The organism is Amycolatopsis sp. NPDC089917, assembly GCF_040684635.1.
GTDB lineage: Bacteria > Actinomycetota > Actinomycetes > Mycobacteriales > Pseudonocardiaceae > Amycolatopsis.
This window is the reverse complement of sequence record NZ_JBFBGL010000067.1, coordinates 1-15,801: the sequence shown is the minus strand read 5'-3', so window position 1 is coordinate 15,801 and position 15,801 is coordinate 1. Positions and strand designations below refer to the sequence as shown.

The 15,801-nt window shown below is 69.1% G+C and carries 13 protein-coding genes; 7 read left to right on the top strand and 6 right to left on the bottom strand.

From position 1 onward, the window contains the following. Positions 1-25 precede the first annotated feature (25 nt). Genes AB0N89_RS33865 through dnaG form a run of 3 tightly spaced genes read right to left on the bottom strand, consistent with a single transcriptional unit; the run spans position 26 to position 3,243 of the window. Positions 26-790 (bottom strand): trans-aconitate 2-methyltransferase, encoded by a 765-nt coding sequence (locus AB0N89_RS33865; RefSeq protein ID WP_364213349.1) that lies wholly within the window; start codon positions 788-790, stop codon positions 26-28. A gap of 33 nt (positions 791-823) precedes the next feature. Beyond that, positions 824-1,336: a hypothetical protein gene (locus AB0N89_RS33860; RefSeq protein ID WP_364213346.1), complete on the bottom strand. Its 513-nt coding sequence runs from the start codon at positions 1,334-1,336 to the stop codon at positions 824-826. A gap of 2 nt (positions 1,337-1,338) precedes the next feature. Beyond that, a complete protein-coding gene (gene dnaG / locus AB0N89_RS33855; protein WP_364213343.1) occupies positions 1,339-3,243 on the bottom strand; it encodes a DNA primase in 1,905 nt (634 codons plus the stop codon). Between the two features lie 45 nt (positions 3,244-3,288). Here dnaG and AB0N89_RS33850 point away from each other — a divergent pair, with 45 nt between their 5' ends. Continuing rightward, positions 3,289-4,227: a sigma-70 family RNA polymerase sigma factor gene (locus AB0N89_RS33850; protein ID WP_364213340.1), complete on the top strand. Its 939-nt coding sequence runs from the start codon at positions 3,289-3,291 to the stop codon at positions 4,225-4,227. Positions 4,228-4,285: 58 nt separating this feature from the next. Here the strand turns inward: AB0N89_RS33850 and AB0N89_RS33845 are convergent, their stop codons facing one another. Beyond that, complete coding sequence (locus AB0N89_RS33845) at positions 4,286-4,852, bottom strand: carboxymuconolactone decarboxylase family protein (protein WP_364213337.1); 567 nt, start codon at positions 4,850-4,852, stop codon at positions 4,286-4,288. 369 nt (positions 4,853-5,221) lie between these two features. On the opposite strand from AB0N89_RS33845, the gene AB0N89_RS33840 reads away from it, so the two are divergent. Genes AB0N89_RS33840 through AB0N89_RS33815 form a run of 6 tightly spaced genes read left to right on the top strand, consistent with a single transcriptional unit; the run spans position 5,222 to position 12,377 of the window. Beyond that, complete coding sequence (locus tag AB0N89_RS33840; protein ID WP_364213334.1) at positions 5,222-6,736, top strand: NAD(P)-binding domain-containing protein; 1,515 nt, start codon at positions 5,222-5,224, stop codon at positions 6,734-6,736. Next, positions 6,733-7,806, top strand: a complete 1,074-nt coding sequence (locus AB0N89_RS33835; RefSeq protein WP_364213331.1) for an alpha-hydroxy acid oxidase — start codon at positions 6,733-6,735, stop codon at positions 7,804-7,806. Before AB0N89_RS33840 ends, AB0N89_RS33835 begins: the two co-directional genes overlap by 4 nt. Further along, the gene (locus AB0N89_RS33830) at positions 7,797-9,083 is read left to right on the top strand and encodes a cytochrome P450 (RefSeq protein ID WP_364213328.1); all 1,287 of its coding nucleotides are present in this window, start codon (positions 7,797-7,799) and stop codon (positions 9,081-9,083) included. Before AB0N89_RS33835 ends, AB0N89_RS33830 begins: the two co-directional genes overlap by 10 nt. After that, entirely contained in the window at positions 9,080-10,153 is a 1,074-nt protein-coding gene (locus AB0N89_RS33825; protein ID WP_364213325.1) for a DUF6282 family protein, read from the top strand. The genes AB0N89_RS33830 and AB0N89_RS33825 overlap by 4 nt, the downstream gene beginning before the upstream one ends. After that, positions 10,153-11,490 (top strand): aldehyde dehydrogenase family protein, encoded by a 1,338-nt coding sequence (locus AB0N89_RS33820; RefSeq protein ID WP_364213322.1) that lies wholly within the window; start codon positions 10,153-10,155, stop codon positions 11,488-11,490. The genes AB0N89_RS33825 and AB0N89_RS33820 overlap by 1 nt, the downstream gene beginning before the upstream one ends. Continuing rightward, positions 11,487-12,377, top strand: coding sequence for a hypothetical protein (locus tag AB0N89_RS33815; RefSeq protein WP_364213319.1), 891 nt, complete (start codon positions 11,487-11,489; stop codon positions 12,375-12,377). The genes AB0N89_RS33820 and AB0N89_RS33815 overlap by 4 nt, the downstream gene beginning before the upstream one ends. Positions 12,378-12,381: 4 nt before the next feature. Here AB0N89_RS33815 and AB0N89_RS33810 read toward each other — a convergent pair whose 3' ends face one another. Next, on the bottom strand, positions 12,382-14,184 hold the full coding sequence (locus AB0N89_RS33810) for a glycosyl transferase (protein WP_364213316.1): 1,803 nt from the start codon (positions 14,182-14,184) through the stop codon (positions 12,382-12,384). 9 nt (positions 14,185-14,193) lie between these two features. Then, positions 14,194-15,270: a serpin family protein gene (locus AB0N89_RS33805; protein ID WP_364213313.1), complete on the bottom strand. Its 1,077-nt coding sequence runs from the start codon at positions 15,268-15,270 to the stop codon at positions 14,194-14,196. Positions 15,271-15,801 lie beyond the last annotated feature (531 nt).

Sequence of the window (15,801 nt, the reverse complement as noted above, 5' to 3'; positions counted from 1 at the left end):
TCCACCTGCGGGCGGAGGGCCCTTTTCACGGGACGACGGCGACCACGAAGACGCGCCGGAACTCGAACCAGGTGGTCCCGTCGGGACGCGGCGGGTAGGCCTCGTCCAGTTTGCGGGCGATCTGCGCGCGGAAGTGGTCCCAGTCGGCCCCGGGGAGGGCTTCCTTGACCGGCCGCAGCGAGGTGCCGGTGATCCATTCGAGGACGGCGTCCTCCCCTGCCAGCCGCTGGAGGTACGTCGTCTCCCAGGCGTCGACGGCGCAACCCGCGTCGGCGAGCAGGTTCCCGTAACCGAGCGGACTGTCGACGGCCTCGTTCTCCCGCAGGACGACGTCGGCCAGGCGCGAGGCCCATTCCTCGGTGCGTGCGTGGGCGCGGACCAGGGCGTGCGACGGGGCGTCGAAGTTGCCGGGCACCTGGAACGCGAGCGTCGCCCCGGACGGCAGGAGGTCGACCCAGCGACGGAGCAGGACGCGATGCTCCGGCACCCACTGGAGCACGGCGTTCGAGATGACGACGTCGGTGTCCGGTTCGGGCGCCCAGTCGTTGACGTCGAGGACTCGCGCGTCGACGCCCCGGGAGCGGGCGGCTTCGACCATTTCGGGTGAACTGTCACTGGCCTCGACGATCGCGTCCGGCCAGCGTTCCGCCAGGTCGGCGGTCAGGTTCCCGGGGCCGCAGCCGAGGTCGACGACCCGGCGGGGCTTCTCGGCCGGTATCCGCCCGATGAGGTCGTAGAACGGCCGGGCCCGCAGGTCGGCGTAGTCGAGGTATTTGACCGGATCCCACATGGCGCCTCCCAGCGATACAGTACGAGCGTACTGCTAGCCGCGCGGCTTGGCCAGTTTCTCGGCCGCTTCCTCGGCGATCGCCTTGATCACGTCGACGTCGGTGCCCAGATCGGGCCGCACCTGCAGCACCGTGCCGTCCTGGCCGGGGACCTTGCGCTCGACGAACCACGCGCCCCCGTTTTCGAGGTCCTTGCGGTGCCGCCCCCGGATCGAGCCGTCGACGCGCTGCCGCAGCAGGATCGGGACCTTGCCCGGCCTCGCGAGCCTGAACCGGACCGGGGGTTTGTCGGCCAGCACCACGGCCTTCCCCGCGGTCCCGGTCTCCTCGGACTCGGTCAGCGTGAGCACGCCATCGGCCCAAGCGGCCTTGCCGACCAGGTGCCAGCCGACCCGGCGCGGGCCCGGGATCCACAGTCCCAGCGCGGTGACCAGCAGGTATCCGCCGCCTTCGACCGCGGCGCCGCCGACCACGTGCTCGCCGTCGTCCAGCGTGCCGTCGAAATCCGCCGGGACACGGTCACCCAGCAGGTGACGCAGCCAGCCCATGCTCAGTCCAATCCGCCGATGGCCTGTTCCTTCAGCGCCTTCCGGTACTGCTCGAGCGCGACGAGGTCACCGAACAGCGCGCGGTAGTCGTCCGGCGCCTCGACCGGGGAAAGCCGCTGGAGCTTCGACTTGATCTCGTTGATCTGACGGCCGACCAGGCTTTCCTGCACCGCCGCGAGCTGCGCGGAGATGTAGCGCGAGTCGACCTCACCCTTGGCGCGCAACGGTTCCACCGAAAGTTCGCTGAGCACCCGCCGCACCGTCCCCTGCGGGCAGTGCGGGGCGGCCGCGTCGAGCAGGGCGGGCCCGGTCAGCCCGGAACCCGCTCCCCCGGCGGACAGCAACGCCTTGTGGATCGCGATGTAAACCGGATGGGTGAACGCGTCCTCGGGGAGCGCGTCGTACTCCGTCCCGGCGAGCATCGGCTGCTGCAGCGCCGCTTTGAGCGCCTCGCGCTGCGCGATGAACCGCGGATCGCCGGGCGCGGGCCTCGGCAGGTCCTCCTCGGCGGTGGCGGTGACCGCCGGAGCGGGCCGCCGGACCTCGACGGTGGAGGCGCGTTTCGCCGTGGCACCCGCGCTGCCGCGGACCCGGTTCACCACCTGCGCCGCGTCCTGCCAGCCGACCCACCAGGCGAGTTTCGACGCGTAACCGTCACGGCTGGCGCGGTCCTTGATCCCGGCGACCATCGGCACGGTCTTCTGCAGCGCGGCGACCTGACCGTCGACGGAGTCGAGGTCGAACGCCTTGAGCATGCTCTTGATCGCGAACTCGAACAGCGGGATCCGCCGCGCGACCAGGTCGCGCACCGCGGTGTCCCCCTTGGCGAGCCGCAGTTCGCAGGGGTCCATGCCGTCGGGCGCGACCGCGATGTAGGTCTGCCCGGCGAAGGTCTGGTCACCCTCGAAAGCCTTCAACGCGGCCTTCTGGCCGGCTTCGTCACCGTCGAAGGTGAAGATCACTTCGCCGCGGAAGGCGTCGTCGTCCATCATCAGCCGCCGGAGGACCTTCATGTGGTCCTCGCCGAACGCCGTGCCCGACGATGCGACGGCCGTCGGGACCCCGGCGGCGTGCATCGCCATCACGTCGGTGTAGCCCTCGACAACGACGACCTGGTGCCGCTTCGCGATCTCGCGTTTGGCCAGGTCGAGGCCGAACATCACCTGCGACTTCTTGTAGATCGGCGATTCCGCGGTGTTCAGGTACTTCGCCGACACCCGGTCGTCGTCGTACAGGCGCCGCGCGCCGAACCCGACGACTTCGTTGCCGACGTCGCGGATGGGCCAGAGCAGCCGCCGGTTGAACCGGTCCATCGGCCCGCGCTGGCCTTCCTTGGCGAGCCCGGCCGTGAGCAGTTCCTTGACCTCGAACCCGCGGTTGAGCAGATGCTTGGTGAGCTTGTCCCAGCCCGCCGGGGCGTACCCGCAGCCGAACGTCTGCGCGGCGGCGGCGTCGAAACCCCGTTCGGAGAGGAAGTCCCGTGCCGCGCGCGCGTCCGGGGTGAGCAGCTGCTCCGCGTAGAACTCCTGGGCCGCGCGGTGGGCTTCGATCAGCCGCGCGCGGGTGCCGCGGTCGCGCTGGACGCTTCCGCCGCCGCCTTCGTAGGTCAGCCGGAAGCCCACGCGGTCCGCGAGCCGCTCGACGGCCTCCACGAACGAGATCAGATCGATCTTCTGGACGAACTTGATCACGTCGCCGCCCTCGCCACAGCCGAAGCAGTGGAAGGTGCCGTGGGTGGGGCGCACATTGAACGACGGGGTCTTCTCGTTGTGGAACGGGCAAAGCCCCTTCAGGCTGCCGCCGCCGGCACTGCGGAGGGCGACGTAATCGCCGATGACCTCGTCGATCCGGTTGCGCTCGCGCACCTCCGCGATGTCGCTCTCCCGAATCCGTCCTGCCACGCTCATCACTCTAGTTCCCGCCCCCGGAGCACTGTGCGGCACACTCGGGGAATGAGCACCGCCCTGGACGAACTCGCCGGGAACTTCGCCGCGATGCGCCCCCACCTGGTGTCGGTCGCGTACCGGCTCACCGGCACGTTGTCCGACGCCGAGGACGCGGTCCAGGAGTCGTGGCTGCGGCTGAGCGGCCTCGACGAGAGCCGCCGCTCGGCCATCGAGGACCACAAGGGCTGGCTGACCACCGTCGTCAGCCGGATCTGCCTCGACCGGCTGCGCTCGGCGGTGGTGCGCCGCGAGCGGTACGTCGGCGAGTGGCTGCCCGAGCCCGTCCTCGGCCCGCTGGGCACGCCGTCGTCGGAGGACCCGCTGACCGTCGCCGTCCGCGACGACGGGATGCGGATGGCGGCGATGGTGGTCCTCGACCGGCTGACCGCCGAGCAGCGCGTCGCGTTCGTCCTGCACGACGCGTTCGCGGTGCCGTTCGGCGAGATCGCCGAGATCCTGGGCTGCACGGCCGACGCCGCGCGCCAGCACGGTTCCCGCGGCCGCCGCGCGGTCGCCGACGCCGATCCGCCGCCCCGGACGGCGCTCACCGAGCAGCAGCAGATCATCGAGAAGTTCATGACCGCGATGCTCACCGGCGACATCCAGGCGGTGGCCGAGGTGCTGCACCCGGACGTCGTCCTGGTCGGCGACGGCGGCGGCAAGGCGCGCACGGCGGTGCACACGGTCACCGGGTTCGACAAGGTCACCCGGCTGTTCCAGGGGCTCATGCGGATGTACGACCCGGCCGGGATCGAGCAGGCGAGGCTCGCGCTGGTCAACGGCGACCTCGGCCTCTACATCCCGCCGCAGGCCGCTTCGGAGGGGTACCGGGCGCTCGACGAGCACGTCGACGCCTTCGTCATCCGCGACGGGAAGATCGTGGAGATCTACGACATGGCGAACCCGGACAAGCTCACTACCGCCCGGGCCCGCGTCGGCGCCTGACCGCGTTTAAGTCCTCTGAATGCGTCCACAACGCATTCAGAGGACTAAACGCGGGAAGTCAGGGCATCGGGATCTTGCAGGCGTCGCCCGAGGTGAAGCCCTGCGCGGTGATGTCGAGCGCGCTGTTCATCCGGGCGCGCATGTTCTCGAGCCCGATCTGGTAGGTCAGCTCGATGACGCCCTTGCGGCCGAACTCGCGTTCCAGCTCGGCGACCTGCTCGTCGGTGACGGTCACCGGGCTCGTGGTCATCGCGTCGGCGTACGCGAGCGCGAGCCGTTCCCGCGCGGTGAAGGCGGGCGACTTCGCGTAGTCGTCGATGTTCTTCAGCCGTTCGATGTCGAGCCCTTCGTGCAGCTGCAACATGGTCCCGAAATCGATGCACCACGAACAGCCGAGCAGGGTCGCGACGCGGTAGACGGCCAGCTCGCGCACGTTCGGCGGAAGCGTCTTGCTGGCCTTCTCCGCCAGCATCTCGTGCACGCCGTTCGCGCACAGCAGCGCCGGATGGTGCGCGTAGACGGCCATCGGCTCGGGCACGGCGCCGAACCGCTTCCCGGCGAACTTGTAGACGAGCTTCAGCAGGAAGCCGGCTTCGGCGGTTTTGACGGCGGGAATACGCGGCATGGTGTCCTCCTCGTGCGGTTGCGATCACCAGGTGGACGAGACGGCAGGCGCGGACGTGACAATCGCTTCCCGGTGACGTGCGCCACCCCGCTTCCGAGCACGGAGCCCGATCACAGAGCGGGATCGGAAAACGATGGATCGGACCAAGGCGATTCCCTGGGAACGGGACGAAATGAAGAACTTACTGTCGGTATGCTGTCGAACCTACTTTAGTCATCGTCCGCCCGGGTAGGTGACGATTAGCCTTTTCGCCGGAACCCCCATTCGATCATCGAAGGTACGCTGACGATCAGCAATCCCCCCGAGAAACCGGTGCCGCCACATCGGTTTATTCGGCGATCCCTCCGCTCTCCCCATCGGAGGAAACACATGGACTACCTCGTCATCGGCGCGGGCCCGGCGGGCCTCCAACTCGGACATTTCCTCCAGCGGACCGGAAGAGATCACGTCGTGCTGGAAGCGGAAGACACTCCCGGCTCGTACTTCCGCACATTTCCGCGGCACCGGAAACTGATCTCGATCAACAAACCGCACACCGGCTGGACCGACCCCGAACTGAATCTCCGGATGGACTGGAATTCCCTGCTGTCCGACGATCCGGACCTGCGGTTCACCCGGTACACCGAGGAGTACTTCCCCAGCGCGGACCTCCTGGTCGACTACTTCGCCGACTACGCGGCGAAAACGGGCGTCCAGGTCGAATACGGGACACGGGTCACCTCGATCGACCGGGACACCGAATTCCGGATCGCCACCGACACCGGCCGGACCTACTCCGCGAAACGGGTCATCGTCGCGACCGGGCTCGCCCGCCCGTACATCCCGGACATCCCCGGAATCGAAACGACGGAATCGTACGGCGAGGTTTCGGTCGATCCCCGCGATTTCACCGACCACCGCGTGCTGATCCTGGGCAAGGGGAACTCGGCGTTCGAAACCGCCGACAATCTCGTCGCGAACGCGGCGCTGATCCACGTTCTCGGCCCGGAGTCGCTCCGGTTCGCCTGGCGCACGCATTTCTCCGGCGATCTGCGCGCGGTGAACAACAACTTCCTCGACACCTATCAGTTGAAATCACAGAACCTGGTCCTCGACGCCACCGTGGAAAAGATCGAGCTCCGCGACGCCGAATACCATGTGACCCTCCGCTATTCCCGCAGGCCGAAGACCGTGACGCTGGTCTACGACCGCGTGATCACCTGCACCGGGTTCCGGATGGACACCGGCGTCTTCACCGACCGGGTGCGACCACGCCTGACGATGAACGACCGGTTCGCCGATCTGACCCCGGCCTGGGAATCGGCGAACGTGCCCGGGCTGTACTTCGCGGGCACGCTGACCCAGGTCCTCGACCGCCGCAAGTTCACCAGCAGCGTCCTGCACGGCTTCCGCTACGGCGTCCGCGCCCTGCACCACGTGCTCGAACAGCGCTACGAAGGCGCTGTGTGGCCGGGCGAGGACCTGCCCGCCGACCCGGACGTCGTGGCGGGCGCGATCCTGGCGCGGGTGAACCGCAGCTCCGGGCTGTGGAACCAGTTCGGCTTCCTCGCCGACGTGCTGGTGCTGAAGGACGACGGCACCTCCCGGTTGCTGGAGGAGATCCCGGTCGGTCTCGCCCTCGCGGAGCGGCCCGGCGCGCATTTCGTCACGATCACCCTGGAGTACGGCTCCGGCTATCCCGCGATCGACCCTTTCGACGTCGCCGCCGGACGGGCCTGGGAGGACGACCCCGCGACCGAGGCGCTCTACATGCACCCCGTGCTGCGCCGGTACCGCGACGGCGAACTCGTCGAGACGCGGCATCTGCCCGAGGACGTCGCCAACGACTGGACGGGCGAGGCCGAGTACCGCGCGCCGGTCCGGGAACTGGTGGCCGTCCGGTGACCGGGCCGGTCAACCTCCGCGAGGTCGAGCAGGCCGCCCGCGCGATACTCGACAAGGTCCGCGACGACTACTTCGCCGGCGGCGCGCAGGACGAAGTCACCGTGCGGGGCAACGAATCCGCGTTCGAACGGCTGGCGCTCCTGCCCCGGGTCCTGACCGGCGCGGGCGAGCCGTCGCCGGAAGTGACTCTCCTGGGTGAACGCGCTTCGATGCCGGTCCTGCTGGCGCCGACGGCGTTCCACGAGCTCGCGCACCCCGAGGGCGAACGCGCGACCGCCCGGGCGGCGGCGGCCGCGGGCACGATCCTGATCTCGGCGATGCTGTCGACGGTGGCGATCGAGGACATCGCCGCCGAGGCCCGCAAGGTGTCCACCGAGCACGAACCACCGATCTGGTTCCAGCTCTATCTACAGCCCGACCTGGGTTTCACCGAGGCGATCGTCCGGCGGGCGGAGGCAGCGGGCTGCCGCGCGCTGGTGGTCACCGCCGACTCCCCCGCGCTCGGCAGGCACGAACGCAACGACCGCAACGACTTCCACGACCTTCCGCCCGGGATGAAATGCCCGAACCTGGCCGAGCAGGCGGGCGAGGTCCGCAACGTCGTGCTCTCGCCCGAGATCTCGTGGCGGCACATCGAGTGGCTGCGCGAGACGACGTCGCTGCCGATCCTGCTCAAGGGCGTGCTCCATCCCGACGACGCCCGGCTCGCCGCCGATCACGGCGCCGCCGGCGTGATCGTGTCCAACCACGGCGGGCGGCAGCTCGACACCACGCCGCCGTCGATCCGCCTGCTGCCCAGGATCGCCGACGCCGTCGAAGGACGCGTTCCGATCCTGCTCGACGGCGGTGTCCGCCGCGGCACGGACGTCGTCAAGGCCCTCGCCCTCGGCGCGCGGGCGGTCGCGATCGGCCGCCCGGTCGTCTGGGGGCTCGCCTACGACGGGGAAGCCGGCGTCACGAAGGTCCTGGACCTGCTGCGCCGGGAAATCGTCAACGCGCTGACCTTGTGCGGGTACGCCGACCCGGCCGCCGTCCGCCGCGATCTGGTGGAGGAGCCGCCATGGCGCTGACCGCGCTGCGCAACTGGGTCTTCGCCAAGGTCAACGGCCAGGAGGCGGTGCCGATCCCCGGCGACACCGTCGGGATCGAGCACTTCCGCGAGGTCTACGCGCATCCGAACGCCGACGGCCGCAGCGAAGGCGCCGTCCTGTCCGACCTCTTCTGGTACTGGCTCGCCCCGGGGCCCCAAGTGCACCAGGAACATCTCGAACCGGGCGAACGCTACGACGAGGTCGCCCGCACCACCCGGCGCTTCCTCGCGCGGCCGCACCCCGAGAGCGCCGAACGCGCCACGCGGGCGGCGGAACGGGTGCTCGACGAAAAGCCCGGGCGCACCAGGCTGGTCCGCCTGCGCGACGAGATGATGCCGATCTGGGCGGAGTTCTACTACGAGCTGGTGTTCGGCGAACCGTGTCCCCGGCGGGCGCGGGACCTGATCGTGGCCAACGCGACCGACGTCGTCACCGCGCTGAAATGCCTGGGGCTGCGGCATATGGGCAAGCGGGCGGCGCTCACCCGGTACCTGGCGGAGAAGCTGCGCGACCATCCTTTGCCGCTGCCGCAGAGGCTTTCTCCCGAAGAGCAGGTCCTGTACCTGCAGGGCACGTTCTTCAACACCGCCGTCGTGCAGTCCTCGGAGGCGATGACCCACCTGCTGCTGGCCATCGCACGGCATCCGGAGGTGCAGGAACGCCTGCGGACCGAAACCGGCGACGCCTACCTCGACCGCGTCCTGTCCGAATCCTTCCGCCGGTACCCGCTGTTCGGGATCGCGCACCGGATCAGCTCGGGCGAGATCGCCGTCGACGAGCACACGACGTTGCCCGCCGGTTCGGTGCTGTGCTTCAACTACGCGGACTTCCATGCGACCGGGTTCACCGATCCGGAGCACTTCGACCCGGACCGCTGGGAGCACCGGGCCGCGTCGCGGTCGAACCACATCCCGTTCGGTGTCACCGCGAACCGTCCTTGCCCCGCCAAGGGCATGGTGCCACCGACGATGCGCGCGGTCGCGAAGACCGTGCTGTCGCGGTACCTCCTGAGTTCCACGGCGACACACGTCCGCTCGATCCTCAACCGGGGGCCGTGCGTGCTGCGGCCGGTGGACGGCCCCGGTCCGGATCGGTGGCTGCTGCGGTATCTCCGCGTGCGAGACCGCGCCGGGGAGGTCCGGCGCGACGTGGTCCAGCTGGTGCTCGGCACCTACATGGTGCTCGACGCGCGCCGGAAACGGCTCGCTCAAAGGTATTTCGCGACCCACGACGCCGAAGGACGGGTGAAGCGATGAACGACGCGGCCGAGATGGACGACGAGAAAGAGTACCTGGCCGAGGCGAAGCTGCGGCGGCGGAACAACGCCCCGCACGACCGGTTCCTGTCCTCCTACCGGGCCCGGATGGGCTACCGGGGCGACGTTCTCGTGCCGCCCGCGGTGTTCGGCGTCGAGGGCGCCGTCGACATCCACTGCCACGGTCACGAAGGACAGCAGGACGGCCTGTCGATCGCGAAACTGGCGTCCGCCAGCGGCGTGAAGGGCCTGCTGTTCAAGAGCATCGTCTGGCGGGCGCGCACCGACGTCGACGGGCCCGCGGGAGTCGTCCGCGAGGTCGAAGGCGAACTGCGCAAGTGGTGCGACGAGGCCGGCGTACCACCGGCGCGGCTGTGGTCCGGCTGGATCACCACCGACACGATGGGTCTGTCCATCCCGGAACAGGCGCGCAAACAGCTGGCCGACGGCGTCTCGGCGGTGTGGATGCCGGTGTTCCGCAGTGCCAACACCTTGAGCAAGGTCGGCGGCATGAGCGGCTGGTGGGGCGAGGAACCCAGTGTGTGGACCGATCCGCTGCCGTGGGACAAGGCGCTGCGCGTCGGCACGTACACCCTCGACGAACACGGGAAGCTCAAACCCGAGTACCGCGAGGTGTTCAAGATGGTCGCGGACCACGACGTGATGATCTCGTTCGCGCACGCCACCCACGCCGAACTCTGGGAGATGGCCGAACAGGTCCGCGACCTGGGGATCACGAAAGCGGTCATCGACCATCCGTTCAGCCCGTTCATCGATCTCTCGCTGGCGCAGATGCGGGAACTGACGTCGGCGGGCATCTACCTGAACTTCACCTACGACGAGATCTCGCCGCTGCTCGGCGTCGACCCGGCGGAGATGTGCCGGACGATCCAGGCGCTCGGCACGGAGTACGTCACGTTGTCCAGCGACGCCGGGGAACCGTTGTTCCCCAACACGGTCGAGGCGTTGCGGCTGCTGCGCGCGCACATGGAGGCCTTCGGGCTCACCAAGGAGGAGGTCCACACGACGAGTTCGGTGAATCCGTCCAAACTGCTCCACGCGGAGGAGTGATGCTCGCCGTCGAGGATCCCGCGACCGGGCAGCGGATCACGTCCGTCCCGGACGCCGGACCGGCCGATGTCGACAAAGCGGTACGCGCCGCCGTCGACGCCTGGCCTGCCTGGCGCGTCACGGACCGGCACGCGGCGCTGACGTCGTGCGCGGCCGTCGTCGAGGAGGCCGCGCCCGTGCTGGCCCCCGTGCTGACCGAGGAGCAGGGCAAACCGCTGCGGGAGGCCGAAGCCGAGTTCGCCAGGGCGGCGGCACGGTTCCGCTACTTCGCCGGGCTGCGGATCGAACCCCAGGTCCTCGGCCGGACCGAGGTGCACCGGCGCCCGCTGGGCCCGGTCGCCGCGATCACGCCGTGGAACTTCCCCGTGCAGCTGGCCGTCGCGAAACTCGCGCCGGCGTTCGCCGCGGGGAACACGGTGGTGCTCAAACCGTCGCCGCACACCCCGCTCACCACCTTGCACCTCGGCCGGATGCTGGCGGAAGTGCTGCCGCCCGGCGTGCTGACCGTGCTCACCGGCCGGGACCCGCTCGGCGAGCATCTGGTCACGCACCCCGGAATCAGGAAGATCAACTTCACCGGTTCCGTCGCCACCGGGAAACGGGTGGCCGCGGCGGCCGCGCCCGGCCTGAAGCGGCTGACGCTGGAACTGGGCGGCAACGATCCCGCGATCGTCCTCCCCGGCACCGATCCGGCCGCCGTCGCGGAAAAGCTGTTCTGGAGCGCTTTCGCCAACTGCGGGCAGATCTGCATGGCGATCAAACGGGTCTACGCCGTCGGGTCCGCGTACGACGGCGTCGTCGAGGCGCTGGCGGCCCTGGCGGCGAAGGCCGTGGTGGGCGACGGGCGGACGCCCGGGACGCAGATCGGTCCGGTGAGCAACCGCCCGCAGTACGACCGGGTCGTCGGCCTCACCGAGGAAGCGCGGTCGGACGGCGCGCGGATCGTCACCGGCGGACGGCTCGACGGACCCGGGTACTTCTTCGCCCCGGCGATCCTCGCCGAGGCACACGACGGGATGCGGGTGGTGGCGGAGGAACAGTTCGGCCCGGTACTGCCGATCGTGCGATGCTCCACAGTGGACGAAGCCGTCGGGCTCGCGAACGCCACGACCTACGGGTTGTGCGGATCGGTGTGGGGCGCGGACGAGGAGCACGCCGCCGGCGTCGCGATGCGGCTCGAATGCGGGACGGTCTGGGTCAACGAGCATCTGGCGATGTCCCTCGACGAGCCGTTCGCGGGGTCGAAGTGGAGCGGGCTCGGCGTTTCCGGTGGCGTCTGGGGCATCGAGGGCAACACGGAACCGTTCGTCGTGCACCCTCCGGCGGGTGCGCGATGACCGCGCTCGATACCGAGGTGAACCGGCGGCGCGTCGTGCTCATCAGCGCGCTCGCGGGCTTCGTGCTGACCACCGTGTGGTCCGCGCAGTTCGTCGACACGGTGATCGGCGGCGGCGTCACCGAAGCGGTGCTGGGCAAGCCCGCGCAGTCGCCGATCGACGGCGTCGTCACGGGAGTGGTGTACGCGTTCGTGTCCGGTCTCGCGGGGACGTTCACCGGCTGCAACGTCGCGGTTTTCGGGGCCATGTCACCGATGCTGGGCTCCGAAGGCGGCCGCTGGGCCCGGTTCCGCGCGACGCTCGCGCCGCTGGGGTTGCTGGCCGCCGGGATGATCGCCGTGTCCGCGCTCTACGGCGTGGTCGTCAGCCTGGTGGGCACGAAGATGCCGCAGTTCACCGGCGACCAGGCACCGCTGGGCGAGCTGACCGCACGCAACGTCCAGTCGATGGCGGTGTTCGGGTTCATCGGGATTTCCCTGACGTACCTGGGACTCGCGCAGCTCGGCTACGTCCGCGACCCGTTCTCCGCGCGGGCCCGCACGGTGTTCCTGGGCGCGCTGATCGGCGCGTTCCTGATCGGACGGCCGTGGGTGCTGTTCCGGCAGATCTTCCGTGACGCCGCGGAAAGCGGCAACCCGCTCTACGGCGCGGCGGCGTTCACGCTGCAATCGGTGGGGAATATCCTGGTGATGGCGATCCTGCTGATCCTCGTCAACGTCGCGGGCGGCGGGCTACGGCGCCGCCTGGCCGCCAGGCCGGGGAGGATCGTGGCGGTGACGGCGGGCGCGCTGATCTTCACCGGCGTGTTCACGCTGTTCTACTGGGACGTGCGGATGCTCCAGTTCCGGGGCATCCTGCCGTGGTACCCGCTCGCCCCCTGGACCTGACGTCTCAGGGGGTGATCGTCCGGACGTCCCAGACCCAGACGCCGTCGACGAACTCGGCGGGCTTCCGCAGCAGCAGATCCACCGTGGCCCGGAAGGCGTCCTGGTGCTCGCGCGGGATCAGCACGAGGACGTCGGCGTTCCAGTACCGCAGATCCTCCAGCGCCTGCACCCGCTGCGATTCGGTGATCGTCGCCGGTACCCCGGTCTGCTTGATCTGGTCGAAGATGATCGACGTCGGACGCTGGATGGCGCCGTAGCGGCCGCGTTTGTCGTCCGGGCCGCTCGGCCCGACGAAGTAGCCCTCCGGCATCGAATAGCCCAGGCCCGCGTCGATCTGCCAGTGCAGCGGCTCGGATTCGCCGGAACTCGGCAACGGCACGGGCACCACTGTGCCGCCGGGCGCGACGTAGGACCGCCAGGTGCCGTCGGCGAGGAACCTCGGGGTCGCCGGCCGTTCCTTCACGATCAGCTGCGTCGGCGCGATCGGCAGCAGGACCGCGATCACGACGCCGATCCACACCAGCCGCAACGGGAATCGCCGCTCCCCCGGCACTTCCGGCAGCTTCGACGCGACCGTGTGGACGCGCTCGGTCGCCAATGCCAGCAGCGCGCCGATCAACGGGATGCAGCCCATCGCGAGCCGTGATTCCAGCAGCGATTCGAACAGCGGCAGTTCCGACAGGAGCTTCCACGGCCCCGGGATCCCGGTTTCCTCGTGCACCACCACGAGCTGCACACCGAGCGAGAGCCAGGCCATCACGAACATCGAGATCGCCAGCGCCCGCGCGAACACCTCGCGCCACAGCCAGACGGTGATGACCACCATCAGCACGATCAGCGGCCAGCCGAAGAACGCGTTCTCCTCGGTGCGGTTCATCGACACGTCCGCCGCGGCCTGCGGCTGCCCGGCGACCGACTGCGTCGCGAACCGGGTGAAGGCGGCCGTGTCGTTCCCGACGGGACCGTGTTCGATCGCCTGGTAGCTCTGCGGGCCGAAGAACTGCCACCACAGCGGGTACGCGCACAGTACGAGCGCGAGGAGGACCCCGATGCCGACGCCGATCCCCAGTGGTTTCGCCATCGGCCGGAACTCGCGGTGGTTCGTCGCGAAATAGGCGATGGCGAAGATCGCGAACGACATCGCGAAGATCAGCAGCGGCTCTTCACCGAGGAAGATCTGGTACGCCGCCAGCAGACCGAGGAAGATCCCGTTGCGGACCGGGCGCTCGCCGCGGGCGATCTTGAAGATCAGCAGCGCGAGGAACGGCAGGACGAACCACGCGACGAAGTTCGGATGCGCGTTGCCGTGCGAGATCATCGGCGGGGCGAACCCGACGAACGCGCCGCCGATGGCCGCGCCGACCCGGTGGGTGACGAGGTGCCGCGAGAACACCCAGTACCAGGCCGCCGCCGTGCCGGCGAGACCGCCGGTGAGCGCGATGGCCCAGGTGAGCGTCGGGCCGAAGGTGAGCGTGATCGGCGAAAGCGGGATGCCGATGCCGAGCATGGCCGTGTTGGCCATCAGGTTCACGCCGAGCGGATGGTTCTGGAAGTGCGAACTGAGCGGGTTCCTCAGATGCAGCACGTTGTCCGCGGTGACGGAGAAGAACCACTCCCACAGGTTCTGGTCCGACGCGCTGTTCCAGAGATAGCCCTCTTCGAGGTCGAGCCAGAGCCCGTTGTAGAGCAAGAAGGCGAACAGCACGAAGGCGCCCATGATCGCGGCGTCGGCTGCCGCGAACTTACGGGGTCTCGTGGGAGTCTCGTCGGCCTCCACGTCCGCCGCCTCAGCCTGGAAAAGACTCACTGACCATCCTCACGGCTCGACAACGCGGGCGAGAAAGTAGATCACACCCGTCGAGGCATGCCTCACGAGCAGAAGGAAGGGATGATCGACGGTCACCTCGAGCGGTTCGTCGACCATGATCGACGTCAGCCGCATCAGCACCGCCGTCGCGGCGGCGCCTTCGAGGCCTTGTTCGTCGATACGGAGCACGGACTGGTGGAGGACGTCGGACACTTCGAGCCGGTCGTCGTCGGCCAGCCCGGTGAGATCGGCGTCGCCGGTGAACATCGTCCGCACGCCGAGGTCCTTGAGTTTCGCCGTCAGCGGGCTGTCGACGTCCAGGTCCAGTTTCGGCAGCGACAGGGCGAGCGTCCTGGACCGCGTGTTCTCCAGGAGCCCCGCCAGCTTGCCCGCGTCGAGCTCGGCGTCGTCGAGGTCGCCGTCCGGCAGCAGGATGATCGCCTCCACCCCGCCCTCGGCGCCGAGCCGGACGACCTGCCAGCCGTCCTCGTGGGTGTGGTCGAGCTGTTTTTCGAGCCACATCGTCGGCACCGTACGGGTACCGGAGGGCGCGTGGAAGTCCGCGGGCGCGGTGTTGTCACTTGAGAACGGATTGTGCCAAGCGGTTTTGAGATACAGCGCGTTGACGATCGCCGCGACCGTGTCCGGCGCGACCGTCCCCGGCTTGAGCAGCTCGGGGATCAGTTCGCGGGTGGCCCCGGCGACGTCGGCGTTGATCAGCCGCCGCGCGGCCTCCGGGTCGTCGCGGAACGGCGCGCTCTGGACCTTGCCGCCCGGCCAGGTGGCGAGCTCCTCGCGGAAGGACTCTTCGAGCGGGAGCCCGTCCCAGGCCCAGAGCGTGTTCGCGACCGCGAGTTCGGGCCCGTCGTCGAGCAGCGACGAGGCCTTGCCCAGCAGGTCGGCGAGCTCGTCCGGGTCGCCGAGCAGCGCGATCAGTTCTTCTCTGGTCTTCCCCTTGGCGGCCTGCGTCACCAGGCCGAGCGCGCTCGCGATCGAGTACGGCGAGAAGCACGCGTTCTCCGCGCGGCTCGCCAGCACCCGATAGAGGTCCAGACCAAACCGGAGGTGGCTTTCGACAGCGCCCATGTCGCAGACCGTACCGTGGACGGGCCCGTCCGTCTCCTGTCCGGAGGTTCCACTCTTGGTCGAGGGGCGGCGCGGAGGTGCGGTGCTTCACGCCAGGCCAAGTCCGTGAAGGCCTCCTTGCCTACCCTGAAGGTAGTGAAGGAGGCCTTCACGGACTTCGGTCGGGCAAGAGCGCCGGTACCGAGTAGGGCGGGCGCGTCGCGAGTGCCGATCCGGGCTATTGAGAGGACAGGCAAGGCGGCGTGTCCTGTGAGGCGTCGGTACAGGTGGTCGTGAATGGCGATTCGGGTTGGAGCGGACGGTGTCTTAGGTACTTGCGGTCGGGCGGTTTCGCGTGACCGGTGGGACGACTCACGTGATCAGACGGACGACACGGGTGACTGGCCGGACGACACGCGGTGGAACTCGGCCGCCACGTGAGTCGTCCGTCTGATCACACGTGGAGTTGCCCCTGTGGTGCGGACACCTTGATTCCAGACAGTGGTCTGGAGGGAGGATGTCCTGGTGTCTCGTTCGAAGTATCCGGAGCAG